The organism is Staphylococcus sp. CWZ226, assembly GCF_018986355.1.
In the GTDB taxonomy this organism is placed as follows: domain Bacteria; phylum Bacillota; class Bacilli; order Staphylococcales; family Staphylococcaceae; genus Staphylococcus; species Staphylococcus simulans.
On record NZ_JAHMSB010000014.1, the window covers coordinates 1 to 25,266 of the forward strand.

The following is a 25,266-nucleotide window of genomic DNA, read 5'->3' on the forward strand; positions in this document are numbered from 1 at the left end:
CTTACATAAGAGTCCGTGAGGACTTCTATTATAAAGATTTTTATACATATTTTCGAAAATTTCATAAAAAAAATAAACTACCGTTACACTTTTTCAAGTTATAACGGTAGTTTGTCTACGGTCTGAACCCTCGTTTTTAATGAACGAGGGTTTTCTTCATGAAAAAAGCAGCAATGACAATTCATCGCTGCTACATTTTAATTATAATGCTATTTTTTTGATTTAACTTTCCCGGTCCATTTTTTGTAACCGCCTTTAAGCATGTAGATATCTCTATATCCATTTTTTCTTAAAATACGCGCTGCTCTATAACTTGCTACACCATTGGCATCGCATAAATAAATAGGCTGATCCTTTCTTAGACCTTTAAATCGTTGACTAAAAAGCGTCATAGGAATGTTTCTGGCACCAATAATATGGCCATAATCATAGTCAACTTTTTCTCTTACATCAATCACTTGAGCTTTACGTAAACCTTTATGGAATTCTTCTTGATCTAATTCTGTTACAGCTCTTTTATTGATGAAAAATTGGATTAACATATATACAGCAATAATAACTAAAACAGCTAAAATGATTATCCAAAAGCTATTCATCTTGCTTCCTCCTATATTTACCGATACTACAATTATAAGACTGTTTCACTCATTTATCAAAAAGTTTTTCTCAGAAATGAACCGAGATTTCATTTTGTACAAAAATGCAAATCAGATTTAATATTTACTGAAGAAAATCCAGCCATGAATATTAATCAAATATGCTGTATGTATGGTAATATACATACATATAGTTAAATACAAGGTGATTGGAGATTTTAAAATTGACAGAAACATGGAATTTTATTAATTCGGGCAGTCATGACCCATTTTATAATATGGCTATGGATGAAGCTTTATTAAACTTTGTATCCAGAGGTGAAATCGATCCTGTCATCAGATTTTATACATGGGATCCAGCAACGCTTTCTATTGGTTATTTCCAAAGATTAAAGAAAGAAATTGATATTGAAAAGGTCAAAGAAAAAGGCTATGGCTTAGTAAGACGACAAACAGGTGGAAGAGGCGTGTTACACGATAAAGAACTAACATATAGCGTAATCGTTCCTGAGTCTCATCCTAATATGCCTAAAACAGTTACAGAAGCATACAGAGTCATTTCACAAGGTTTATTAGAGGGATTTAAGTTATTAGGCTTCGACGCTTATTTTGCTGTTCCTAAAAGTAAAGAAGAAAGAGAAAAATTGAAACAACCAAGAAGTTCTGTTTGCTTTGATGCTCCAAGCTGGTATGAACTCGTCGTAGAAGGAAGAAAAATTGCAGGTAGCGCACAAACTAGACAAAAAGGCGTTATTCTTCAACATGGTTCTATTTTAAAAGATATTGATATTGATGACTTATTTGATATGTTTATCTTTAAAAATGACCGCTTAAAAGATAAAATGAAGCAAGCTTTTGTAGATAAAGCTGTTGCGATAAATGATATTTCGGATAAAACAATTTCGATTGAAGAAATGGAAGTAGCATTTGAAAAAGGATTCCAAAAAGGGTTGAATATTAACTTTAAACCATTAGAACTTACTAAAGAACAACAAGCTGAAGTAAAAGAACTTGCAGAAAAATACAAATCTGAAGAGTGGACTTATAGAAAATAAGTAAAATCCCCTGAACCTCTATTTAAACGGTGGTCAGGGGATTTCATTTTTATTTACGACGGTTTCTATATTTCCATTTTGCTATTTTATATTTCCTTTGATCTTTTGTTAAAAAGAAGAAGAAATACAGTAAGTAAGCAATACCTGCGATAATAGCTAAGCTAATTATCGTTCTTACAAGGGAAAATAATATTGAATCTAAGTTCAATATTAACCCGATAAGCGCAATTAATAATATGAGATAAAATAATACTTTACGCATGTTTTCACCTTTCAATACTTCTTGCTTTATGAATTAGATTTACTAACTTTAATTTGTGCTAATTCTTGTTGGCCTTGTTTTATTTTCTTATCACTTTTTGTAGAGTAACCATCTCTGATAGTTTTAAATGCACTGACCAACTTATTATTAAGTTCTTCAATGTTTTTATTATCAGATTTATCTTTATCAGACATACTACTTTTTTCAAGATCGATTTTGTATTTATCATGTGCACTTTGTAAATCAGTGACTATTTTATCGAGTTTGCTGACCACAGCTTCTTTTCGTTTATTCTTTTGGACATCACTTTCAATTTTGTGATAATCCTTTAATGTATCAGTCACTTTTTGATAGTAATCTGATGTCGCGTTAGCATTTTTGGTTTTCATGCTATTTTGTGCTGCTTCTTTAGTATTCTTTTTATCAGCGCCGAGTTGTTTTTCTTTATCTTTTAAATCACTGATATTTTGCTCTAGTTCTTGGTTTTCTAATTTTAATTGATGATTATCATCTCTTAATTTAGTAGTTTTTTGTTCAAGTGGACCTAAGTTTTGACTCCCGCAGCCCGTTAGTAAAATCGTTGCTCCAATAATCGAAATAAATTTCTTTTTCATAACCTTCTCCTAATTCAAAAGCAAATATTATAGCAATATTTTATCATATTTAGTTCTCAGATTCTTATATTTCAGTTTGCACTTTAATTTTCTTATACTTTTTGGGAATTCTTCTTTGATATAAGGTATAAAAGCTTATAGTTCTATGCGCTTTGTGATAAACTTTGGTTATAATAAAAGTGATATAGTCACTATCACAGCTCCATAAAATTACATGATTAAGAATGACATAGGAGGAGTATGTATGTCTAGAATTGAAAAAGTAAATCAAATTATTTCAGAAAAAAATTTAGATGCGTTAGTTGTATTATCTGATTACAACCGCCGTTATTTATCAGGGTTTACTGGTACGAGCGGTGCATTAGTAATTACACCTGAGCGTCGCATCTTGATCACGGATTTCCGTTATATCGATCAAGCTACAAATCAAGCTTCTGAATTTGAAATTGTGAATCGTTCTGCAGGTTTAATTGACGAAGTTAAAGATGTTCTCGAACAAAACCAAGTGAAATATGCAGGATTTGAAGGGCACATCGTAAGCTATGATACATTCCAACAATTAAATGATTCAGACGTTGAATATCAAAGTGTCGGTAATGTAATTGAAGATATCAGAGCTATTAAAGATCAATCAGAAATTGATACGATTCAAAAAGCTGCAGATATTGTAGACAAAACGTATGAACATATTTTAAGTATCGCAAAAGCAGGAATGACTGAACAAGAATTAAAAGCTGAATTAGAAAGTAAAATGTTAAAATTAGGAGCAAGCGGTCCTTCATTTGACACGATCGTTGCTTCAGGATATCGAGGTGCTTTACCACACGGTGTAGCAAGCGATAAAGTGATTGAAGAAGGCGAGTTGATCACTTTAGATTTTGGTGCATATTATAATGGTTATGTATCTGATATCACACGTACTTTTGCAATTGGCCAACCAGATCCTAAACTAGTAGAAGCTTATAATATTGTATTAGAAGCACAGAAAGCTGCAGTCGCACAAATTAAAGCAGGAATGACAGGTAAAGAGGCAGATGCTATCGCACGTGATATTATCGCAAGTTACGGTTATGGAGATAATTTCGGACATTCAACAGGTCATGGTATTGGTTTAGAAATTCATGAACAACCAATGCTTGCAAAACAATCTGATTATGTATTAGTTCCAAATAATTGCGTAACGGTAGAACCGGGTATCTATATAGAGGGACTGGGTGGCATCAGAATAGAAGATGACATCTTAATCACAGAAAATGGTAATGAAGTCTTTACTAAATGCACAAAAGACCTTATTATTTTATAATGAAAGCGTATATGAGGAGGAAACTGAATGATTTCGGTTAATGATTTTAAAACAGGTTTAACAATATCTGTTGATAATGGTATTTGGAAAGTTATTGATTTCCAACATGTAAAACCAGGTAAAGGTTCAGCATTTGTTCGCTCTAAATTAAGAAACTTAAGAACTGGCGCAATTCAAGAAAAAACATTCCGCGCAGGTGAAAAAGTAGAACAAGCAATGATTGAAAACCACCGTATGCAATATTTATATGCAGATGGTGACACTCATGTATTTATGGACAATCAAACATTTGAACAAACTGAATTGCCTGGAGATTATTTAGAAGAAGCATTAAAATACTTGAAAGCAAACATGGAAGTTCAAATCCAAACTTATGAAGGCGAAACGATTGGTGTTGAATTACCAAAAACTGTTGAGCTTACTGTAACAGAAACTGAGCCTGGTATTAAAGGTGATACTGCAACTGGTGCAACTAAATCAGCTACAGTAGAGACTGGATATACGCTTAACGTGCCTCTATTCGTTAACGAAGGAGACGTTCTCGTAATCAACACTGGCGACGGCAGTTACGTTTCAAGAGCCTAAATTTTAAATCACCCCTTTTCTGACATCCTATCCATTAATGATTATCAGCAATTTTATGCTGATGGATTCGATGAATGAAAGGGGTTCTTTTATTTTATTATCGTTAAATTACACGATGAGAAAGTTTAAAGTTACAGTGATATGCTTGAATTGATAATTTCAGTCAAGTAAAATATACAAGAAGAGTAAAAACAATCTGAAGGAGCAGTACTATGAATTTTAAAGAAATCAAGGAATTAATTGAAATACTAGATAATTCAAATCTTACTGAAATTAATATAGAAGATAACAAGGGAAGTATCATTAATTTAAAGAAAGAAAAGGAAAGAGAAATCATTACACCACAAATTTCTCAACAGGCTTTCCCTGCACAAGCAGCTGCGCCAGCACCTGTTCAAAATGATTCAGCTGTCAGCGAAGCTTCTTCTGCTGCAAATTCAGAAGCTGATCAGGGGAAAACAATTAACGCACCAATGGTAGGAACATTCTATAAATCACCGTCACCAGAAGAAGAAGCTTATGTAAAAGTTGGGGATACTGTATCAAACGATTCAACAGTATGTATTTTAGAAGCTATGAAGTTATTTAATGAGATTCAAGCAGAAGTTTCTGGGGAAATTACTGAAATCTTAGTTGAAGACGGACAAATGGTAGAGTATGGCCAACCGTTATTTAAGGTGAAATAATTATGAAAAAAGTTTTAATTGCCAATCGCGGTGAAATTGCCGTTAGAATCATCAGAGCGTGTAAAGACTTAGGGTTACACACAGTTGCAATTTATTCTGAAGGGGATAAAGAAGCACTACATACTCAAATTGCTGATGAAGCGTACTGTGTGGGTCCTACACAATCTAAAGATTCATATTTAAACATTCCAAATATCTTATCTATTGCTACTTCTACTGGATGCGATGCAGTTCATCCTGGGTATGGATTCTTAGCAGAAAATGGGGATTTTGCAGAATTATGCGAAGCGTGTCAACTTAAGTTTGTTGGTCCAAGTTACGAATCTATTCAAAAGATGGGGATCAAAGACGTAGCCAAAGATGAAATGATTAACGCAAACGTACCAGTTGTTCCAGGTAGTGACGGACTAGTAGATTCAATCGAAGACGCTAAAAAAACAGCGGAAGAAATCGGTTATCCCGTTATCATTAAAGCTACTGCAGGCGGTGGTGGTAAAGGTATTCGTGTAGCTAGAGATGAAAAAGAATTAGAAAATGGCTACAAAATGACACAACAAGAAGCAGAAACTGCCTTTGGTAATGGCGGACTTTATCTTGAAAAATTCATTGAGAATTTCCGTCATATCGAATTCCAAATTATTGGTGACCAGTTTGGTAATGTGATTCAGTTAGGAGAACGTGACTGTACAATTCAACGAAGAATGCAAAAACTTGTCGAAGAAGCACCGTCACCTATATTAACTCCTGAAAAAAGACATGAAATGGGTCAAGCATCTATCAGAGCTGCTAAAGCAGTAAACTATGAAAATGCAGGTACAATTGAATATATTTATGACTTAGATACTGATGAATATTACTTCATGGAGATGAATACTAGGATTCAAGTTGAACACCCTGTTACAGAAATGGTAACCGGGATTGATTTAGTCAAATTACAATTATTAGTTGCTATGGGTGAGCCATTGCCTTTCACTCAAGATGATATTAAAATCAATGGTCATGCAATGGAATTTCGTATTAACGCTGAAAACCCTTATAAAAACTTTATGCCATCACCAGGTAAAATCACACAATATTTAGCACCAGGCGGTTACGGAGTAAGAATAGAATCAGCTTGTTACACAAACTATACTATTCCACCTTATTACGATTCTATGGTTGCTAAATTAATTGTGCATGAACCTACACGTGAAGAAACAATTATGGCAGGTCTACGTGCTTTAAGCGAGTTCTTAGTATTAGGCATAGACACAACAATACCATTCCATATTCGTTTATTAGAAAACGAAATTTTCAATAGTGGACAATATAGCACTAAATTCTTAGAGCAAAATGATATTATGAAAGAAGATTAAGAAGGAGGCATTCACATGGTTAAAGTATCCGAAGATACACATGCACATTTAGGCAGAGTAGAAATTTCTCCAGAAGTACTAATCTCAATTGCAAGTATTGCAACATCTGAAATAGATGGATTAACTGGACACTTTGCTGAAATCAAAAATGCTTCACCTGAAAAGTTGAATCGTAAAAATTTAACTAAAGGTATTAAACTTGAAACAAAAGAAGATGGAATTTATATAGATGTATTCTGTGAGTTTAAGTATGGTATCAACATCTCTCAAACAGCATTGAAAATTCAACAAACAATTTTCAATTCCCTCAGCAATATGACAACTATAGTTCCTAAACAAGTCAACGTTCATATTACGCATATTGAAGTTGAAAATAACAAGAAATAAGTAACAAAGGAGCACGCTCAATGAGTCGTAAAGAATCAAGAAGCCAAGCATTTCAAGCACTGTTTCAACTTGAAATGAAGAATACAGATTTATCTATAGATGAAGCCATTAATTTTATTAAAGATGATTACCCAGATTTAGAATTCGATTTTATTCATTGGTTAGTATCAGGCGTAAAAGATCATGAACCTGTACTCGATCAAAAAATCCAAGAGAATTTAAAAGATTGGAAAATCTCTCGTTTATTGAAATCAGACCGTATCATTTTAAGAATTGCAGCTTTTGAACTAGAGCATAGTGATACACCACCAAAAGTGGTTATTAACGAAGCTGTTGAACTTGCTAAGCAATTTAGTGACGAAGACCATTATCGTTTTATCAACGGTGTATTAAGTAATTTAAATCAATAGGATAGAGTGATAAGTATGTCCGATTATTTAAGCGTTACAGCCTTAACTAAATATATCAAATATAAATTCGACCAAGATCCGCATCTGCAATCGGTTTTATTAAAAGGTGAATTATCTAACTTTAAACGTCATAGTAGCGGTCACTTATATTTTAATTTAAAAGATAATAATAGCGTCGTAAACGCTATGATGTTTAAAGCACAAGCTAATAAACTAGATTTCACACCCAAAGAAGGTGATGAAGTTTTAATAGAAGCACGCGTGAGTGTTTACGAAAGACGTGGGAATTATCAAATTTATGTAAATAAAATGCATTTAGATGGAATTGGCAACTTATATCAACGTCTAGAAGAACTTAAAAAGGCCTTAACTAAGCAAGGTTTATTTGATATGAGCCACAAAAAGCCGATTCCTAAGTTCCCTAAAAAAATTGCAGTGCTTACCGCGAGTACAGGTGCAGCAATACGAGATATTCACTCTACAATAAACAGTCGATTTCCATTAGTAGAACAAATTCAAATTAGTACATTAGTTCAAGGCGAACAAGCTAAAAATGATATTGTAGAAAAATTACAATATGCTGATACTCTTGGTGCAGATGTCATCATTTTAGGACGTGGCGGAGGATCTATTGAGGATTTATGGAATTTCAATGAAGAAGATGTAGTACGAGCAATCTTTAATACACAAACTCCTGTTATCTCAGCAGTAGGTCACGAAACAGATTTCACATTAAGCGATTTTGTAGCTGATGTAAGGGCTGCTACACCAACTCAAGCTGCTGTCATTGCAACACCTGATCAAGTTGAGCTGACACAATACATCAAACAAATAGAGTTAAGTCTATCCAGACACATCGTCCAATTAATTAATAATAAGAAAAAACATTTAGAACATGTAGCTTCTTATTATAAATTTAAACAGCCATCGTTGTTGTATGATCAACAAATCCAACGACGAGATGAATTAGAAAAACAACTAAGTCTTGCGATGACTAATCATTTGACTTATTTACGACAACGTATTGATTTGCTAAACAGTCGCATAAACGTTAGAGATTTAAAACAACATACGCAACAAGCTATTTTAAACAAATCTCAACTTGATAAGGTATTAAACAAATCAATAAATAATATTTTGAGTAATGCTAAAACGATGTTGGCACAGCGATTAGAAAATTTAAATAATTTAAGTCCAACCAATACAATGTTGCGCGGTTACACGATTGTCAATAAAGATGAACAAGTTATTACAAGTACGCAATCATTAAAAACTAATGACCACATCAGTTTAACCATGAAAGATGGCGAAGTTGATGCAATAGTTAAGAAAGTTAGGTGCAATAAAGATGAGTAATGAGCAAAGTTTCGAAAATATGATGGAAGAGTTAGAAAACATCGTAAAAAAATTAGATAATGAAACAGTTTCTTTGGAAGAAGCATTAGACTTATATCAAAGAGGGATGAAGCTTTCAGCATCTTGTGATGAAACATTGAAAAATGCTGAAAAGAAAGTAAATGAACTCATGAAATCTAATGATGGAGAACAAGCTGAGACATCAGCTGAGAATGAAAATGAATAAAATGATTGAACTAATCAACCAACAATTACTAGAAACAATTCCTGATTCAGCTCTTGGCACTAATTTAGAAGAAAGTATGCGTTATTCTCTTGAAGCTGGAGGAAAACGTATACGACCAGTCCTATTATTAGAAACTTTAAAAATGCTGTCTAAAAACCATACTTACACTAAGGGTGTTCGTACCGCATTAGCGTTAGAAATGGTGCACACATACTCGCTCATACATGATGATTTGCCTGCTATGGATGATGACGATTATCGTAGAGGCAAATTAACAAATCATAAAGTATACGGTGAGTGGAAAGCATTATTAGCTGGGGATGCGTTATTAACAAAAGCTTTTAACTTAATAAGCACAGATAATGCAATTGATGCTGAAACTAAAGTAGCTTTAACATCCCAACTTTCTGATGCGAGTGGTCATTTAGGTATGATTGGCGGACAAACATTAGATATGGAAAGTGAAAATAAAAAAATATCTTTAGAGACTTTACAACAAATCCATCGTGAAAAAACCGGTGCTTTACTGTCTTTCGCAATCAATGCCGCAGCAACAATCGCAAAAGTTGATACTGAAGTATCCGAGATTCTTGATACGTATAGTGAACATTTAGGTTTAATTTTCCAAATTAAAGATGATTTACTCGATGTCTATGGAGATGCTGAAAAATTAGGTAAGCCTGTTGGCAGCGATGAGAAAAATCATAAAAGCACTTATGTGACTTTACTTGGTCTAGAAAAAACAGAACAACGACTTCAATATCACGTTGAGCAAGCGAACCAATGTTTGAAACAATTATCTGATAAACAATATGATACAACTGAGCTTGAAAGTCTGACACAGTTGTTCTATAAACGTGATCACTAAAATTATAAGCTGAGTCCTAATATTCAATTTAGACTTAGCTTATTTCTATTTATGAACTTTTATAAATATGCACTATTATTGGATATTAATAAGCGATATAAGAAGAAAATAAAAGCATTTTGTTTGAACATGTGATACTATGAATGTATAAATATTCGTAATTTGAGGTGTAAGAAAAGTGGCTAAAAAATCAGTAAGACACATAAAAATTAGAGAAATCATATCCACTGAGCAGGTTGAAACTCAAGATGAATTAGTAAAACGTTTAAATTCATTTGATCTGAATGTGACACAAGCAACGGTTTCACGAGATATTAAAGAATTACAGTTAATCAAAGTACCTGCACCGACAGGTCAATATATTTATAGTTTGCCAAATGATAGAAAATACCATCCGTTAGAGAAACTTGGACGTTATTTAATGGATTCCTTTGTAAATATTGAGGGTACAGGTAATTTATTAGTATTAAAAACACTTCCAGGTAATGCTCAATCAATCGGTGCTATCTTAGACCAAATCGATTGGGATGAAGTACTCGGCACTATTTGTGGTGATGATACTTGCTTACTCATTTGTCACGATGAGGATGCTGCAAATGCTATCAAAACACGTATTTTTAATTTGTTATAAGGAAGCGATAAGCCATGTTACAAACACTAACAATTAAACAGTTTGCTATCATTGATGAATTAGAAATTAACTTTGGAAACGGATTAACCGTATTAAGCGGTGAAACAGGTTCAGGGAAATCTATAATCATCGATGCTATTGGACAACTTATAGGCATGCGTGCATCTTCAGATTTTGTTCGTCATGGCGAAAAAAAAGCAACCATAGAAGGTATCTTTGATATTGATAATAATCCCGAAGTGATTAGAACCTTGAACGAATTAGAAGTTGATGCTGATGAAGATTTCTTAATCGTTAAAAGGGAGATCTTCAGTTCAGGTAAAAGTTTGTGCAAAGTAAATAACCAAACAGTAACATTGCATGATTTACGTTTAATTATGCAAGAATTACTTGATATCCATGGTCAACACGAGACACAATCACTGTTAAAACAAAAGTACCATCTTCAACTGATTGATTCATATTCAGATGGCAAATATGATGATATTTTAAAACAATATCAAAATACGTATCAAACTTTTAAAGATAAAACACGTGAACTCGATGAGTTGGAATCTGCTGATCAAGCTTTATTACAAAGGTTAGATCTAATGAAGTTCCAAGCTGATGAACTATCTGAAGCCAATTTACAAGAAGGCGAAGTTGAACAACTTGAAGCTGATATTAAACGCATTCAGAATTCTGAAAATTTAAGTTTGGCTTTAAATGCTGCACATGCAACTTTAACAGATGAACAAGCTATCCCGGATCGTTTATATGAATTGAGTCTGCAACTTGCGAACATTGATGAAATTATTCCTAAAAAGTTCACCGAACTTAAAGAGCAAGTCGACCAATTTTACTATACGTTAGAGGATGCTAAGCATGAGTTGTATGATGAATTATCAAATACAGAATTTGATGAACAGTATTTAAATGAACTAGAATCTCGTATGAATTTACTAAATAATCTTAAAAGAAAATACGGTAAAGATATTTCTAGTTTAATTCAGTATCAAGCTAAACTAGATGATGAGATTAACAAAATAGAAAATTATGAGCAAAGTACAGCAAACTTAAAAGAAGAGATTATTCAGTTACAAAAACAATTAAATAAAGAAGGTCAAATGCTTTCAAAAGAAAGAAGAAAAGTGGCGCGTGAACTAAGAGATCATATTGTAGAAGAAATTCAAAATTTACAAATGAAAGATGCCAATCTCGAAATCTCATTCAAACCTTTAGATGAACCGAATGCAGAGGGTATAGAAAAAATAGAAATATTAATCAGCCCTAACAAAGGGGAACCACTTAAAAGCTTGGCTAAAATTGCTTCGGGCGGAGAATTATCTCGTATCATGTTAGCTTTAAAAAGTATTTTTGTTAAATCTAGAGGTCAAACTGCTATACTATTTGATGAAGTTGATTCTGGTGTTTCTGGTATTGCAGCTCAAAAAATGGCTGAAAAAATGCGTGCAATTTCTGAATATATTCAAGTTATATGTATCTCACACTTACCACAAGTAGCATCTATGAGTGATCATCACTTACTAATCAGCAAAGCATCACAAGATGATAGAACAACAACACATGTTGAAGAATTAATTGGAGAAAATCGTATAGATGAAGTTGCACGAATGATTTCTGGTGCTAATGTGACGAAATTGACAAGAGAAAATGCTAAAGAAATGATAGAGCAAAATCATGCGCTGTAATCTATTTGAAATGAGGGGAGATTAACTATGGAATTCGAAACATTGATCTCTAATACTAAAGAGTTACAAGGTAACATTGGTGTTTTATTTGCGAATGACGAGAAAACAATAGCTGCGATTGTACAATTGCTTAAACAAACAAAATGCCATGTTACGCTCTACGGTACTAAAGATCCAACTGAATTAATACGTTCTTTTAATATAGAAGGGGACTTATTAAGTCGTATACACTTACGAACATTTCACGAGCGTGAGGATGTCTTTAAGAAGTGTGCAGATGATTTAAACTCAGAACAAACTCATGTTTTAATGAAGGGTAACTTACCATCATCAGAAATCTTATCTTTTGTACTAAAACATAAGTCATTTATGGATGAACGACGTTTCTTAAATCATGTATCATGTTTCGATATTCCTTCATATCACAAAATGTTAATCATTAGTGATGTTGCTTTAAATGTAAAGCCTAGCATAGATGATCGTATTCATATGATTGAAAATATTGAAAGCTTTGCGAAGAATATTGGTTATAAAAGTTTAAATGTGGGATTATTATCATCATTAGAGCATCCCACAACCAAAATTCCTTCATCAGTAGATGCTGCAGAAATTGCCGCACACTTTAAACAACATAATTTTTTAAAGGTTGAAGGACCATTCGCCTTTGATAACGCGATTGATAAAGAAAGTGCAATTGAAAAGGGTATTGAATCTGAAATCGCTGGTGATGTTGACGCGTTGATTGTTCCACATCTTGATGTCGGCAACACACTCTATAAATCATTAACTTATTTTGCAAATGCCCAAACGGCTAATTTAATTTTAGGATCGAAATTCCCGATTGTTTTAACGTCTCGAGCAGATTCTATACAAAACAAAGTTAATTCAGCTATTTTGGCACTGCATACATTAAAATAGACATATGAAAAATTCCATTGAAATCTAACTTTTTACTAAATAGGAACAGGATGAGTAAATTCATTTCTGTTCCTATTTTCATGAATAATAGTATCAATTCCTCAGAATATAGTACGATTTTTCTTAAAAGCAAAGATATTTCAAATAAATCCTTTTAACGATTTAATTTCAGGTTTTAAATATTTATTGCACCATGAAGAGATTTTTTTGATAGTTGTACTTTCTGTACTTGTAAACTTTTTCTTGCAGCTTATAACTTACTACTGCCATTTAGTAATCAAATATTTCCTGATATAGCAATAGGTTTATATGGTTCATTTTTAACTGCTGAAGCTATTGGTGAAATAATTGGCGCATAAATAATAAGAATATCAAAAAAGATCTACCAATTCAGAAATTGATGACTTTATTAGGAATTTCAGGAACCTCATTAAGTGTTTGCCCAATTGTATACTTATTACTACATAACTATTTTGTGATTCTACTCATACCATTAATTTTCAATTTATTTTTAACAATGTTTAACATACAAATTTTTTCATATACTCAAAGAAATATTGAAGACATATATTTAGGAAGAGTTTTTGGGATTATATTTTCAGTTGCAATACTATTTATGCCGTTAGGAACTTGGGTGTTTTCTTCTATAATGAAACCTACTAATCTATTCAATTTCTCAATTGTTGGAATAGCCATAGTTATGTTATCCATCATTTTCAGACTCATATTAGGTTTTCGTCATAACTAATCTTTTGTATCAAAATTAAATCATGACATACAAATCTATTATGTGATATTCAGGTTTCTATAACGTTTAAGGCTAATGAATTAAAAGTACGATTTTCATTTGTCAGTGAAAGTCGTATTTTTATTTTGTTTTTAGAGATTTAAACTGCAAAATAACTATTTGAGGGTAACAAGTCATTACTTTTATAGGGGATTACTTTTAATTGAATACTAGATTAAGGTAAAATATAAAGGGTAGTTTTGAGAAAACATGAATACTGCATCATGAATGCAATATAAAGCAGGTGAAATATATGACCAATATTTTAGTCATAAATTTAGGTAGTACCTCTTCAAAAATAGGCTTTTATCAAGATGAAAATTGTGTTTCAATGGAAACGATTCATCATGATTTGAACATCTCACAAAAGCCTTTACTTGATCAAGAATCATATCGAATTGATTCCATAAAATCATTTATAAAAGAAAAGACTCCAGGGATGCAAAGTATCGATGCGATAGCTTGTAGAGGCGGTCTACTTAAACCCATAGCTGGCGGTACATATACAGTGAATTCTAAAATGTATGAAGACTTAAGATCTTTCAAATATGGTGTACATGCTTCCAATTTAAGTGGGATTATAGGGTATAAATTAGGAGAAATACTAAATATACCTGTATTTATTGTTGATCCTGTAGTTGTTGATGAATTAATTGATATCGCAAGGATAACAGGTATAAAGGATATTAAGCGTAGAAGTGTTTTTCATGCTTTAAATCAAAAGGCAGTTGCACGTCAATATGCAAAGTCCATTCAAAAGCCTTATAACAAAGTCAATGTTATTGTGGTTCATATGGGTGGAGGTATTACAGTAGGTGCGCATTTACAAGGTAAAGTTGTGGATGTGAATGAAGGCTTATACGGCGAAGGTCCAATGAGTCCGGAACGTGCTGGCACAATTCCGAATGATATGCTTTATCAATTTGGAGTTGAGCGTGGGTATTCACCTGAAGCACTTCAACACTTTATTAGCAAGAAAGCAGGACTCGTTAATTTATGTTCTACTAATAACATGAAACAGTTAGTGAATGAATATAGCGTAAATAAAACAACTCATTTAATTTTAGATGCAATGATTTATCAAATTGCGAAGACAATTGGCGAAAGGGCTGTTATTTTTAAAGGCGATATCGATCAAATTCTTTTAACAGGCGGAATTGCACACAGTCAACTCATCACGGATAAAATTCAAGAATATGTAGAATGGATTGCTCCTGTTAGTGTATATCCAGGCGAGTTAGAGATGGAAGCTCTTGCAAATCAAGTTTATGAAGCAGTTAATTTACGCGAAGAAGTAAAAATATATAGTTAGGAGATCAATCATGGCAGAAGAACAATATGATTTAGTTATTCTAGGTGGTGGCACTGCAGGTTATGTCGCAGGCATCCGCGCATCTCAATTGGGCAAAAAAGTCGCGATTGTTGAAAATCAATTACTCGGCGGTACATGTCTGCATAAAGGATGTATTCCGACTAAAGCCTTGTTAAAGTCAGCTGAAGTATTACATACAGTTAAACATGCTGCGGCATATGGTATTGAAACAGAACAATTTAATTTGAATTATAATAAAGTATATGAACGAAAAAATGATATTGTTAAACAAATGTATACTGGCGTTAAGCACTTAATGCAGCACAACCATATCGATATCTACAACGGCACTGGACGTATCCTGGGTTCATCAATTTTTTCACCTCAACCAGGTACAATATCTGTTGAATACGAAGATGGTACATCTGAACTTATTCCGAATGATTATGTGCTGATCGCGACAGGTTCTAGACCAGCGGAATTACCTTTCTTATCATTTGATCACCAAGTTGTACTTTCAAGCAATGACATTTTAAAAATGACAGAGCTTCCTCAGTCCATTGCTATTATTGGCGGCGGTGTTATTGGTATGGAATTTGCTTCATTATTAAATGATTTTGGTGTTGATGTAACAGTTATAGAAGCAGGTGAACGCATTTTACCTAGTGAAAATAAATCAGTTACACAAACATTAAAAAAACACCTGAATGATAGAGGTGTGCAGATTCGTGAAAATGTTCAATTATCTGAAGACCAAATTCAAATTAGTGATGATTCAGCTGAAATCAAACTAGAAAATGAAACACTGCAAGTAGATAAAATTTTATTAGCAGTAGGTCGCAAACCAAATACAGAGGATATCGGCTTAAACAATACAAAAATTAATTTAGACGAAAAAGGTTTTATTGAAGTTAATAACAAACAACAAACCCAAGAACAACATATTTATGCAGCTGGAGACTGCATCGGTAAATTACAACTTGCACACGCTGGTTCTAAAGAAGGGACAACTGCAGTAGAAGCAATGTTTGAAGACTCAGTAATTCCAGTTGATTATAATGCAATTCCAAAATGTGTTTATACTTATCCTGAAATCGCATCAATCGGCATGGATGTAGAACAAGCTAAAGCCGCAGATTATAAAAAAGCACGTAGTTTTAAAGTTCCTTTTAAAGCTATTGGTAAAGCTGTGATTGAAGATGCTAATCAACAAGATGGTTTTTGTGAAGTAGTAGTAGACCAAGAAACAGATTCTGTATTAGGATTAAGTATGATAGGTCCACATGTAACAGAACTAATCAACGAAGTTGCTTTACTACAATTTATGAATGGATCTACGCTTGAATTAGGACTAACAACACATGCACATCCTTCACTTTCAGAAGTTCTAATGGAAGCTGGACTTAAAGCAGCAAAACGCTCTGTTCATGCGTAATATGAGGAGGAAATAGAAAATGATGGATTATAAATCTGCCGGTCTGACCGAAAATGATTTAAAAGAAATGTATAAATGGATGGATCTTGGCCGCAAATTAGATGAAAGAATGTGGCTCTTAAACCGTGCAGGCAAAATTCCTTTCGTAATTAGTTGCCAAGGTCAAGAAGCAGCACAAATCGGTATGGCGTTTGCGATGGAAAAAGGAGATGTTTCAGCACCTTATTATCGTGATTTAGCATTAATCACATATCTCGGTATTACACCTGCTGAAACAATGATGTCAGCTTTTGGTAAAAAAGGAGATATCAACTCTGGAGGTAAACAAATGCCTTCACATTACAGTAAAAAATCTGTCGATATTTTATCACAAAGTTCACCAGTAGGCACGCAAGTATTACAAGGTGTAGGTGCAGCTTTAGCATTAAAAATGGATCGCAAACCTAATATTGCTATGGCAACACTAGGTGAAGGAACATCTAACCAAGGCGATTTCCATGAGGGACTAAACTTTGCTGGGGTTCAAAAATTACCATTTATTTGTGTGATTGAAAACAATGAATATGCAATCTCAGTCCCATCACACTTACAATATGCTGCTGAAAAACTTTCTGATCGTGCGCTTGGATATGGTATCCACGGAGAAAGAGTAGATGGAAATGACCCAATTGCAATGTATAAAGCTATGCATGAAGCACGCGAAAGAGCATTAAGTGGCGAGGGTTCTACTTTATTAGAAGCAATGTGTACTAGAATGACTGCACATTCTTCTGATGATGATGACCAATATCGTAGTCCTGAAATTAGAGAAGGCTTAAAATCTCAAGATTGCAATATTAAATTTAAAGCACATCTGATGGATTTAGGCATTGCGGATCAAGCTTGGTTCGACGAAATTGAAAAAGAAAATAAATCAATCGTCAACAAAGCAACAAAAGAAGCAGAAGCTTCTCCTTATCCAGATCCAAGTGAAACATATACATTTGTTTACGAAGAAGGAGGGCTTGAATAATGGCTAAACTCACTTATTTAGCAGCTATCAAACAAGCAATTTATCAGGCTATGGAAAAAGACCCTGATGTATTTGTATTAGGAGAAGACGTCGGTAAAAAAGGTGGCGTATTTGGTGTTACTCAAGGCTTACAAGAAAAATTCGGAATTGAACGTGTCATCGATACACCATTAGCCGAATCAAATATCGTTGGTACAGCTATCGGAGCATCTATGTTAGGTAAGCGCCCAATTGCTGAAATTCAATTTGCTGAATATATTTTACCAGCGACTAACCAAATTATGAGTGAAGCTGCAAAAATACGTTACCGTTCAAATAATGATTGGAGTTCACCAATCACTATTCGTGCACCTTTTGGTGGAGGTATACATGGCGCTTTATATCATTCTCAAAGTATAGAAAGTGTTTTTGCATCTACACCTGGATTAACAATCGTTATTCCATCTACACCATATGATGCGAAAGGTCTGCTATTAGCTTCAGTTGAATCGAATGATCCTGTACTTTATTTCGAACATAAAAAAGCGTATCGGTTACTTAAAGAGGAAGTACCTGAAGAATATTATACAGTCCCACTAGGTAAAGCGGATGTAAAACGTGAAGGCAATGATATTACAGTCTTTACTAATGGTTTATGTGTTAATTACAGCTTACAAGCTGCAGATGTTTTAGCAGAAGAAGGTATAGATGTAGAAGTTGTCGACTTACGTACAGTTTATCCATTAGACAAAGAAACGATTATTGAACGTGCAAAACGTACAGGTAAGATTTTACTTGTAACTGAAGATAATTTGGAAGGCAGCATTATGTCAGAAGTATCAGCAATCATCGCTGAAAATTGCTTGTTTGATTTAGATGCTCCAATCATGCGTCTTGCTGGTCCAGACGTGCCATCTATGCCATTCTCGCCACCATTAGAGGATGAATTCATGATGAATCCAGATAAAATCAAAGCAAAAATGTTAGAACTTGCGCGTTTCTAAATTATAGGAGGCTTATCAAATGGAAATCAAAATGCCGAAACTCGGAGAAAGTGTACATGAAGGTACAATTGAACAATGGTTAGTAGAAGTCGGCGATACTATTGAAGAATACGAGCCTATTTGTGAGGTTATTACAGATAAAGTAACAGCGGAAGTACCGTCTACTGAAGCTGGTACAATTACCAAAATCCTAGTTGAAGCTGGGGAAACTATTAGTGTCGGGACACCAATTTGTGAAATTGAAGCTGAAGGTTCATCAGATGAGAGTTCAGAATCTGATTCAAAACTAGAATCAACAGCAACTACAGAAAAATCCGAAAATGAAAATACATCAACAGAATCCCAATCTGAATCTAAACAAAATTTTAAGAGCGCTACCTCTGATAAACCACTAAATAATGGTAGATATTCACCTGTTGTATTTAAACTAGCTTCTGAACATCAAATTGATTTATCACAAGTTAAAGGGACAGGCTTTGAAGGTCGTGTGACAAAAAAAGATATTGAATATGTAATTGCTCACCCAGAAGCTGTCTCAACTCAAGCTGGGTCAACACCAATTCAAAATAAACCTGCTGAAAAAGAAAATATCCAACCTTCTGCATCTACAGAACAATCAACTGTTCCAGCTGATTCTGTTCCTGTGAATGGTGTGCGTAAAGCGATTGCTAAACATATGGTTCAAAGTGTTTCAGAAATTCCTCATGCATGGATGATGGTAGAAGCTGATGCAACAAACTTAGTGAAAACTAGAAATCATCATAAAAAGCAATTTAAGGCAAAAGAAGGTTATAATTTAACATTCTTCGCATTCTTTGTTAAAGCAGTTGCAGAAGCATTAAAAGAGTTTCCAATGTTAAACAGTAGTTGGCAAGGCTCTGAAATTAAAGTTCATAAGGATATCAATATCTCAATTGCAGTAGCTGTAGAGGATAAATTATATACACCAGTCATCCACAATGCAGATGAAAAATCAATTAAGGGAATTGCACGCGAAGTTAATGAATTAGCTCAAAAAGCACGTCAAAATAAATTAACACAAGCTGATTTACAGGGTGGAACTTTTACTGTAAATAATACTGGAACATTCGGTTCTGTCTCTTCGATGGGCATTATTAACCACCCACAAGCTGCGATTTTACAAGTAGAATCCATTATAAAAAAAACAGTTGTGATTGATGATATGATTGCAATTCGTAATATGGTGAACTTATGTATTTCGATTGATCATCGTATTTTAGATGGCTTACAAGCTGGTCGTTTCATGAACACAATCAAAAATAGAGTAGAACAATTTACAATCGAACATACGCATATTTATTAAACTGTTCTTAATGTTAAAGTTAATCCTGTTGAAGATTACTAAATTAATTAGTAGAATAAAATAGAACGTTATTAAGAACTGAAAGGTGATTTCGATATGGATTTAAATTTCGATTTATATATGAACGATGTTGTAGAACAAGCACGTAACGAGATAGAAAAAGCAGGTTATGAACAACTTACAACGCCTGAAGAAGTAGATGCTGTATTAAAACAAGACGGTACTACACTTGTTATGGTTAACTCAGTTTGCGGTTGTGCTGGAGGTATTGCACGTCCAGCTGCTGAACATTCATTACATTATGATAAACTACCTGATCGCTTAGTTTCAGTCTTTGCAGGACAAGATAAAGAAGCGACACAACAAGCGAGAGATTATTTTGAAGGTTATGCTCCTTCAAGTCCATCATTTGCGTTAGTTAAAGATGGTAAAATTGCTGAAATGATTGAACGTCATCAAATAGAAGGCCATGACATTATGGATGTTATTACACAGCTTCAAAATTTATTCGAAAAATATTGTGAAGAACGATAAGAGGTAAAGCAGATGATGCGTTTTAATCCCTATAAAATAGGATTTAGAACGATAAAGACTGCTGTAGGAATGGCACTTGGAATAATTATTGCCAAATTAATTGGTTTAGATAATTTTTCTTCAAGTGCCATTTTAGTTGTTTTATGTATTAAACATACAAAAGTACATTCCCTACAAGCAATTGTTTCTCGTTTTGTATCCTGTATTCTTATATTGATATTAGGATCTATCGTTTTTAGTTTGCTTGGTCAAAATGCAATTGTATTAGGTTTAATCGTCTTATTCTTTATACCTTTAACAGTAGTATTAGGGGTACAAGAAGGTATTATTACAAGTTGCGTTATATTGCTACATGTTTTTAATGCTAAAGTTATTGATTTACATTTATTTATCAATGAAGTTTTACTGTTAATCGTTGGCTTAGGTATCGCTTTTATTATGAACTTAATTATGCCAAGTCTAGATAAACAATTAAAAGAATATAAACATAAAATAGAGAAACAGTTTACTGAGACTTTCAATGCATTCAGTAAATCATGTTTTGATTTAGATTATCCAGTAGATGTGCCACTCAAAAACATTGAACTCGAAATCCAAAAAGCGAAATCTTATGCGTTCAGAGACGTAAAAAATCACTTTGTTCGTAACGAAAACTCTTATTATCATTATTTTGATATGAGAGAAGAACAATTGGAAATAATAGAGCGTATTGAACACCTACTGAAGAATATAAAATCAGAAGATAAAATGATGCACCGTTTAGGTAATTTGTTTGCTGAAATAGCTAAGAACGTTAATAGTAATGATTATACTGCGATGCGTCTGTATTCACTTTATGATTTACATATTGATCTTTATGATCAATCTCTGCCTCAGTCGAAAGAAGCCTTAATCAATCGTGCAAACGAAATACAAATTGTTAGTGAACTAGAACGTTATTTACAAATTAAATCTCATTTTGGATCGTTAAAATTATACGATGAAATATAAAAAAACGAGGGTGATCTTTTTTACAGATCATCCTCATTTTTTATTACTGCATCAATGGTGCTAAACTTGATAATATCAGTGCAACGATTACTGCTACCAACATAACGATGATAACAACTTTTGAGACTTTGCCTTTAAACACGTTATTCTCCTCCAGATAAACTTTCTTCTTAATTATAAATATAGTACTTTATTTTAAATCAATATGGTTATGTTTTCAACTTGACGCTTACAAATTATTATATCATGATTTTAACCTATTTTTTAGAACATATATGTTTTACAAAGCAGATAAATCGTATACACTAAACATAGTATAGGAAGGGGTTAGAACATGATTAACGAACAACGTTTACTAGAAACATTTTTAGAATTGGTACAAATCGACTCAGAAACAGGTCATGAAGAAATCATTCAACCAATTCTCAAAGAAAAATTTGAAAGTTTAGGTTTAACAGTAAAAGAAGATAATGCAGGTAAACAGCCCGACTTAGGTGCAAACAACTTAATCTGTACACTTGCGGCAACAGAAAATCACAATAAAACCCAAAAATTTTATTTTACAAGTCATATGGATACAGTTGCACCTGGTATTGGCATTAAACCTATCATCAAAGATGATGGATATATCTATTCAGATGGTACAACTGTACTAGGCGCAGATGACAAAGCAGGGATTGCTGCTTTACTTGAATTAATTCAAGTATTAAAAGAAAATCAAATCCCACATGGCCAAATTCAATTTGTTATCACAGTAGGTGAAGAGTCTGGTTTACTAGGTGCTAAGGCGCTTAATCCTGAATTATTAGATGCACAATTTGGATACGCAGTAGATGCCAGTGCACCAATTGGAACAACTGTATTGGGCGCACCTACACAGATGAAACTTAGTGCAGTAATTCATGGTAAAAAAGCACATGCCAGCACACCGGATAAAGGTGTAAGTGCTATTAATATTGCGGCGAAAGCAGTCAGTAAAATGAAGTTAGGTAAAATCGATGATGAAACAACTGCCAATATCGGTAGTTTTACTGGCGGTTCAGCAACGAATATAGTCGCTGACGAAGTCACATTACATGCAGAAGCCAGATCACATGACAATAACAAAATCGAAGCCCAAATCAACCATATGAAACAAGTATTTGAGGAAACTGCCGAAGCTTATGGTTGCAGTGCTGATGTATTTACAAGTAAAAGTTATCAAGGTTTTAAAGTAGCTGAAGATGCTAAAGTGACACAATATGCAGTAAAAAGTGCACAAAGTTTAGGATTAAGTGGAAATACAGTGGTTGCCGGAGGCGGCTCTGATGGAAATATTATCAACGCATTAGGTATTCCAACTGTGATTATTGGTATCGGATATCAAAATATCCATACAACTGAAGAAAGAATGGAAATTCAATCTTTAAATTTATTAGCTGAACAACTACTTAAAATTGTAGAATTAACTAGCGATTGATTTTAAGCTTGAATAAGTGAGCAGGAACGCTAATTGTGATACAATAAAATAGAAAATTTTATCAAAGAGAGGTAAGTAATATGACGCAACAAATTGGTGTAGTCGGTTTAGCCGTAATGGGTAAAAACCTAGCTTGGAATATTGAATCTCGTGGCTATACAGTCTCAGTTTATAACCGCTCAAAAGAAAAAACTGACACAATGGTCGAAGAATCAAAAGGCAAAAATATTCACCCAACTTATTCTTTAGAAGAATTTGTGAATTCACTTGAACGTCCACGTAAAATTCTTTTAATGGTTAAAGCAGGTCCGGCAACGGATGCGACAATCGAAGGTTTATTACCATTATTAGATGATGGTGATATTTTAATCGATGGTGGTAATACAAACTATCAAGATACGATTCGTCGTAACAAAGCATTAGCAGAAAGCGGCATTAACTTTATTGGTACAGGTGTATCAGGAGGAGAAGTAGGTGCATTGACTGGTCCTTCAATCATGCCTGGTGGTCAAAAAGAAGCATATGACAAAGTTGCTGATATCTTAGAAGCAATTTCTGCTAAAGCTGACGATGGTGCGCCTTGTGTAACATACATTGGTCCAGACGGTGCAGGACATTACGTTAAAATGGTACACAATGGTATCGAATATGCTGACATGCAATTAATCGCTGAAAGTTATGCATTAATGAAAGATGCATTGCATATGTCACATACTGAAATCGCAAATACATTCAAAGAATGGAATGCAGGCGAACTTGAAAGTTACTTAATTGAAATTACTGGTGAAATCTTCAACAAACTTGATGAAGACGGTTCCCCATTAGTTGAAAAAGTAATGGATAAAGCAGGTCAAAAAGGTACTGGTAAATGGACTTCTATTAATGCATTAGAACTAGGTGTACCATTAACAATTATTACTGAATCTGTATTCGCACGCTTTATCTCATCAATGAAAGATGAGCGCGTCGCTGCTTCTAAAGAATTAACTGGCCCATCACCAAAATTTGAAGGTAATAAAGATGAGTTCTTAGAAAAAATCCGTAAGGCGCTTTATATGAGTAAAATCTGTTCATATGCACAAGGTTTTGCGCAAATGCGTAAAGCAAGTGAAGAAAACGAATGGAACTTACAACTTGGCGATTTAGCTATGATTTGGAGAGCAGGTTGTATTATTCGTGCACAATTCTTACAAAAAATTAAAGAGGCATATGATAATAATCCAGAATTACAAAACTTATTATTAGATCCTTATTTCAAAGATATCGTAACAAATTATCAATCAGCATTACGTGATGTTGTTGCTGAAAGTGTTGCAAATGGTGTTCCTACACCTGGATTTGCTGCGAGCATTAATTACTTTGACAGCTATCGTTCAGAAAACTTACCAGCAAACTTAATTCAAGCACAACGTGACTACTTCGGTGCGCACACTTATCAACGTAAAGACCAAGAAGGTACATTCCATACACATTGGGCTGAAGAAAAATAATTTTATAAATCTATAAAAAGCACACTATCAGATTATCATTTCTGATAGTGTGCTTTTCACTTTAATTATTCATCTAAATCAACAGGCAACCATAATTGAATTTTTGTAAAAGGATTGTCGAAAGAAATATCAAATGGATAAACCTCTACATACAAAGCTTCAGTTTCATAAGGCAACGTCAGCTGCAATCTTGTTTCAATATAGTGCCATGCTTCATTGACCGCAAAATCAATCTCACCTTGTAAATTAAACTTAGCATATTGTCTAGAGGGTAAAAATCGACTTTCTAAATGAGCGGGGTACCGTTCGCTTGGTACACCTATAAACAATTCAACACCATTTTCCAGTGGGCACTTTACAACAAATAGTTCATGAGGACTTACATCGTTATAACGTTCAAGTTCTTTAATTTTACCATCTACTAATAAATCCTCTAAAAAATCAGCAACAAGAAATGGATTGCTTAAGTCCTCTGTATTCACAAATTTAGCATAACCGACTAATGCGTGATCCTCAGATTTTTCCAATCTATACGTATAAGGTGGACGATCCGTTGTTGCTATTCTTAAATATAATCTTTCTTGCATTTTCAACTCATCTTGCTTCAGCTTTGCTTGAATAGGGGAAATGCCATGATAATCACTAAATGCATTAGCAAAATCATTTGTATCTTCATAATGATACTTTTTAGCGATATCTACTAAACGAAAAGCCCCTACAATCACATCTTCAGCTGCTTTCGTTAATTTTCTAGCTTCTGCATACTCACTAGGAGATAAGCCGACAACCATTTTAAAAGACTGATCTAGATGCATGGGAGAAAGGCCAACGTAATCGCTTAAATCTTGCAAATGAAAAGGCTCATAAACACGGTCCTCAATATAAACAATGGCCTGTTGTATTTGCTTGATAACGTCCAAACTGCTCACTCCTAAAATAACTATTGTCCTATATTATACCGTATTCTTCTATGACTTTCCTACAAAAAGACGTTAAA

Annotated in this window: 26 protein-coding genes; 22 read left to right on the forward strand and 4 right to left on the reverse strand. The window is 33.7% G+C overall.

Features of this window, described 5'->3' with window-relative positions; genetic code table 11:
• Nucleotides 1-209: 209 nt before the first annotated feature.
• The gene (locus KRR19_RS10570) at nucleotides 210-596 is read right to left on the reverse strand and encodes a rhodanese-like domain-containing protein (RefSeq protein WP_002481030.1); all 387 of its coding nucleotides are present in this window, start codon (nucleotides 594-596) and stop codon (nucleotides 210-212) included.
• 224 nt (nucleotides 597-820) lie between these two features.
• Here KRR19_RS10570 and KRR19_RS10575 point away from each other — a divergent pair, with 224 nt between their 5' ends.
• On the forward strand, nucleotides 821-1,651 hold the full coding sequence (locus tag KRR19_RS10575; RefSeq protein WP_002481029.1) for a lipoate--protein ligase family protein: 831 nt from the start codon (nucleotides 821-823) through the stop codon (nucleotides 1,649-1,651).
• Between the two features lie 49 nt (nucleotides 1,652-1,700).
• Here the strand turns inward: KRR19_RS10575 and KRR19_RS12270 are convergent, their stop codons facing one another.
• Nucleotides 1,701-1,913, reverse strand: a complete 213-nt coding sequence (locus tag KRR19_RS12270; protein WP_057510475.1) for an SA1362 family protein — start codon at nucleotides 1,911-1,913, stop codon at nucleotides 1,701-1,703.
• 26 nt (nucleotides 1,914-1,939) lie between these two features.
• Complete coding sequence (locus KRR19_RS10580) at nucleotides 1,940-2,527, reverse strand: hypothetical protein (protein ID WP_105978016.1); 588 nt, start codon at nucleotides 2,525-2,527, stop codon at nucleotides 1,940-1,942.
• A gap of 244 nt (nucleotides 2,528-2,771) precedes the next feature.
• Between KRR19_RS10580 and KRR19_RS10585 the strand changes: the two genes are divergently transcribed.
• The 21 genes from KRR19_RS10585 to gndA all read left to right on the forward strand — a co-directional run bounded on the left by KRR19_RS10585 (nucleotide 2,772) and on the right by gndA (nucleotide 24,269).
• The gene (locus KRR19_RS10585) at nucleotides 2,772-3,830 is read left to right on the forward strand and encodes a M24 family metallopeptidase (protein ID WP_057510476.1); all 1,059 of its coding nucleotides are present in this window, start codon (nucleotides 2,772-2,774) and stop codon (nucleotides 3,828-3,830) included.
• A gap of 27 nt (nucleotides 3,831-3,857) precedes the next feature.
• Nucleotides 3,858-4,415, forward strand: coding sequence for an elongation factor P (efp, locus tag KRR19_RS10590; protein WP_002481025.1), 558 nt, complete (start codon nucleotides 3,858-3,860; stop codon nucleotides 4,413-4,415).
• Nucleotides 4,416-4,627: 212 nt separating this feature from the next.
• A complete protein-coding gene (accB, locus tag KRR19_RS10595) occupies nucleotides 4,628-5,101 on the forward strand; it encodes an acetyl-CoA carboxylase biotin carboxyl carrier protein (RefSeq protein ID WP_002481024.1) in 474 nt (157 codons plus the stop codon).
• Nucleotides 5,102-5,103: 2 nt separating this feature from the next.
• The gene (gene accC / locus KRR19_RS10600; protein WP_002481023.1) at nucleotides 5,104-6,456 is read left to right on the forward strand and encodes an acetyl-CoA carboxylase biotin carboxylase subunit; all 1,353 of its coding nucleotides are present in this window, start codon (nucleotides 5,104-5,106) and stop codon (nucleotides 6,454-6,456) included.
• A gap of 15 nt (nucleotides 6,457-6,471) precedes the next feature.
• The gene (locus tag KRR19_RS10605) at nucleotides 6,472-6,843 is read left to right on the forward strand and encodes an Asp23/Gls24 family envelope stress response protein (protein ID WP_023015159.1); all 372 of its coding nucleotides are present in this window, start codon (nucleotides 6,472-6,474) and stop codon (nucleotides 6,841-6,843) included.
• A 20-nt stretch (nucleotides 6,844-6,863) separates the two neighbouring features.
• On the forward strand, nucleotides 6,864-7,253 hold the full coding sequence (nusB, locus tag KRR19_RS10610; protein ID WP_002481021.1) for a transcription antitermination factor NusB: 390 nt from the start codon (nucleotides 6,864-6,866) through the stop codon (nucleotides 7,251-7,253).
• A 15-nt stretch (nucleotides 7,254-7,268) separates the two neighbouring features.
• Nucleotides 7,269-8,609: an exodeoxyribonuclease VII large subunit gene (xseA, locus tag KRR19_RS10615; RefSeq protein ID WP_207021186.1), complete on the forward strand. Its 1,341-nt coding sequence runs from the start codon at nucleotides 7,269-7,271 to the stop codon at nucleotides 8,607-8,609.
• A complete protein-coding gene (locus KRR19_RS10620; RefSeq protein ID WP_002481019.1) occupies nucleotides 8,602-8,835 on the forward strand; it encodes an exodeoxyribonuclease VII small subunit in 234 nt (77 codons plus the stop codon). Before xseA ends, KRR19_RS10620 begins: the two co-directional genes overlap by 8 nt.
• Entirely contained in the window at nucleotides 8,828-9,703 is an 876-nt protein-coding gene (locus KRR19_RS10625; protein WP_105978087.1) for a polyprenyl synthetase family protein, read from the forward strand. Before KRR19_RS10620 ends, KRR19_RS10625 begins: the two co-directional genes overlap by 8 nt.
• 178 nt (nucleotides 9,704-9,881) lie before the next feature.
• On the forward strand, nucleotides 9,882-10,334 hold the full coding sequence (gene ahrC / locus KRR19_RS10630; protein ID WP_002481017.1) for a transcriptional regulator AhrC/ArgR: 453 nt from the start codon (nucleotides 9,882-9,884) through the stop codon (nucleotides 10,332-10,334).
• A 14-nt stretch (nucleotides 10,335-10,348) separates the two neighbouring features.
• Nucleotides 10,349-12,025 carry a DNA repair protein RecN gene (recN, locus tag KRR19_RS10635; protein ID WP_156666978.1) on the forward strand — a complete coding sequence of 559 codons (1,677 nt, stop codon included), beginning with the start codon at nucleotides 10,349-10,351 and terminating at the stop codon, nucleotides 12,023-12,025.
• Between the two features lie 27 nt (nucleotides 12,026-12,052).
• Complete coding sequence (locus KRR19_RS10640) at nucleotides 12,053-12,943, forward strand: phosphate acyltransferase (RefSeq protein WP_002481015.1); 891 nt, start codon at nucleotides 12,053-12,055, stop codon at nucleotides 12,941-12,943.
• A 1,040-nt stretch (nucleotides 12,944-13,983) separates the two neighbouring features.
• A complete protein-coding gene (buk, locus tag KRR19_RS10645; protein WP_057510481.1) occupies nucleotides 13,984-15,042 on the forward strand; it encodes a butyrate kinase in 1,059 nt (352 codons plus the stop codon).
• Between the two features lie 10 nt (nucleotides 15,043-15,052).
• On the forward strand, nucleotides 15,053-16,477 hold the full coding sequence (gene lpdA / locus KRR19_RS10650) for a dihydrolipoyl dehydrogenase (protein WP_216733620.1): 1,425 nt from the start codon (nucleotides 15,053-15,055) through the stop codon (nucleotides 16,475-16,477).
• Nucleotides 16,478-16,496: 19 nt separating this feature from the next.
• Nucleotides 16,497-17,489: a thiamine pyrophosphate-dependent dehydrogenase E1 component subunit alpha gene (locus KRR19_RS10655; protein ID WP_002481011.1), complete on the forward strand. Its 993-nt coding sequence runs from the start codon at nucleotides 16,497-16,499 to the stop codon at nucleotides 17,487-17,489.
• Nucleotides 17,489-18,472, forward strand: coding sequence for an alpha-ketoacid dehydrogenase subunit beta (locus KRR19_RS10660; protein WP_216733621.1), 984 nt, complete (start codon nucleotides 17,489-17,491; stop codon nucleotides 18,470-18,472). Before KRR19_RS10655 ends, KRR19_RS10660 begins: the two co-directional genes overlap by 1 nt.
• A gap of 19 nt (nucleotides 18,473-18,491) precedes the next feature.
• The gene (locus KRR19_RS10665) at nucleotides 18,492-19,796 is read left to right on the forward strand and encodes a dihydrolipoamide acetyltransferase family protein (RefSeq protein ID WP_216733622.1); all 1,305 of its coding nucleotides are present in this window, start codon (nucleotides 18,492-18,494) and stop codon (nucleotides 19,794-19,796) included.
• Nucleotides 19,797-19,892: 96 nt separating this feature from the next.
• Nucleotides 19,893-20,330: a bacilliredoxin BrxB gene (gene brxB, locus KRR19_RS10670; RefSeq protein ID WP_002481008.1), complete on the forward strand. Its 438-nt coding sequence runs from the start codon at nucleotides 19,893-19,895 to the stop codon at nucleotides 20,328-20,330.
• A 12-nt stretch (nucleotides 20,331-20,342) separates the two neighbouring features.
• Entirely contained in the window at nucleotides 20,343-21,320 is a 978-nt protein-coding gene (locus tag KRR19_RS10675; protein WP_057510485.1) for an aromatic acid exporter family protein, read from the forward strand.
• Between the two features lie 334 nt (nucleotides 21,321-21,654).
• On the forward strand, nucleotides 21,655-22,779 hold the full coding sequence (locus KRR19_RS10680; protein ID WP_216733623.1) for a M20/M25/M40 family metallo-hydrolase: 1,125 nt from the start codon (nucleotides 21,655-21,657) through the stop codon (nucleotides 22,777-22,779).
• Between the two features lie 80 nt (nucleotides 22,780-22,859).
• The gene (gndA, locus tag KRR19_RS10685) at nucleotides 22,860-24,269 is read left to right on the forward strand and encodes an NADP-dependent phosphogluconate dehydrogenase (RefSeq protein ID WP_002481005.1); all 1,410 of its coding nucleotides are present in this window, start codon (nucleotides 22,860-22,862) and stop codon (nucleotides 24,267-24,269) included.
• 65 nt (nucleotides 24,270-24,334) lie between these two features.
• On the opposite strand, the gene KRR19_RS10690 is transcribed toward gndA, so the two are convergent.
• Nucleotides 24,335-25,189 carry an effector binding domain-containing protein gene (locus KRR19_RS10690; RefSeq protein ID WP_156666983.1) on the reverse strand — a complete coding sequence of 285 codons (855 nt, stop codon included), beginning with the start codon at nucleotides 25,187-25,189 and terminating at the stop codon, nucleotides 24,335-24,337.
• Nucleotides 25,190-25,266 lie beyond the last annotated feature (77 nt).

Coding starts and splice junctions, on each gene's coding strand:
- KRR19_RS10580 (WP_105978016.1), bottom strand. CDS start 2,527: ATGAAAAAGAAATTTATTTCGATTATTGGAGCAACGATTTTACTAACG.
- brxB (WP_002481008.1), top strand. CDS start 19,893: ATGGATTTAAATTTCGATTTATATATGAACGATGTTGTAGAACAAGCA.
- recN (WP_156666978.1), top strand. CDS start 10,349: ATGTTACAAACACTAACAATTAAACAGTTTGCTATCATTGATGAATTA.
- KRR19_RS10585 (WP_057510476.1), top strand. CDS start 2,772: ATGTCTAGAATTGAAAAAGTAAATCAAATTATTTCAGAAAAAAATTTA.
- accB (WP_002481024.1), top strand. CDS start 4,628: ATGAATTTTAAAGAAATCAAGGAATTAATTGAAATACTAGATAATTCA.
- nusB (WP_002481021.1), top strand. CDS start 6,864: ATGAGTCGTAAAGAATCAAGAAGCCAAGCATTTCAAGCACTGTTTCAA.
- KRR19_RS10660 (WP_216733621.1), top strand. CDS start 17,489: ATGGCTAAACTCACTTATTTAGCAGCTATCAAACAAGCAATTTATCAG.
- lpdA (WP_216733620.1), top strand. CDS start 15,053: ATGGCAGAAGAACAATATGATTTAGTTATTCTAGGTGGTGGCACTGCA.
- efp (WP_002481025.1), top strand. CDS start 3,858: ATGATTTCGGTTAATGATTTTAAAACAGGTTTAACAATATCTGTTGAT.
- xseA (WP_207021186.1), top strand. CDS start 7,269: ATGTCCGATTATTTAAGCGTTACAGCCTTAACTAAATATATCAAATAT.
- KRR19_RS10640 (WP_002481015.1), top strand. CDS start 12,053: ATGGAATTCGAAACATTGATCTCTAATACTAAAGAGTTACAAGGTAAC.
- KRR19_RS10605 (WP_023015159.1), top strand. CDS start 6,472: ATGGTTAAAGTATCCGAAGATACACATGCACATTTAGGCAGAGTAGAA.
- accC (WP_002481023.1), top strand. CDS start 5,104: ATGAAAAAAGTTTTAATTGCCAATCGCGGTGAAATTGCCGTTAGAATC.
- gndA (WP_002481005.1), top strand. CDS start 22,860: ATGACGCAACAAATTGGTGTAGTCGGTTTAGCCGTAATGGGTAAAAAC.
- KRR19_RS10675 (WP_057510485.1), top strand. CDS start 20,343: ATGATGCGTTTTAATCCCTATAAAATAGGATTTAGAACGATAAAGACT.
- KRR19_RS12270 (WP_057510475.1), bottom strand. CDS start 1,913: ATGCGTAAAGTATTATTTTATCTCATATTATTAATTGCGCTTATCGGG.
- KRR19_RS10620 (WP_002481019.1), top strand. CDS start 8,602: ATGAGTAATGAGCAAAGTTTCGAAAATATGATGGAAGAGTTAGAAAAC.
- KRR19_RS10680 (WP_216733623.1), top strand. CDS start 21,655: ATGATTAACGAACAACGTTTACTAGAAACATTTTTAGAATTGGTACAA.
- KRR19_RS10665 (WP_216733622.1), top strand. CDS start 18,492: ATGGAAATCAAAATGCCGAAACTCGGAGAAAGTGTACATGAAGGTACA.
- buk (WP_057510481.1), top strand. CDS start 13,984: ATGACCAATATTTTAGTCATAAATTTAGGTAGTACCTCTTCAAAAATA.
- KRR19_RS10625 (WP_105978087.1), top strand. CDS start 8,828: ATGAATAAAATGATTGAACTAATCAACCAACAATTACTAGAAACAATT.
- KRR19_RS10655 (WP_002481011.1), top strand. CDS start 16,497: ATGATGGATTATAAATCTGCCGGTCTGACCGAAAATGATTTAAAAGAA.
- KRR19_RS10570 (WP_002481030.1), bottom strand. CDS start 596: ATGAATAGCTTTTGGATAATCATTTTAGCTGTTTTAGTTATTATTGCT.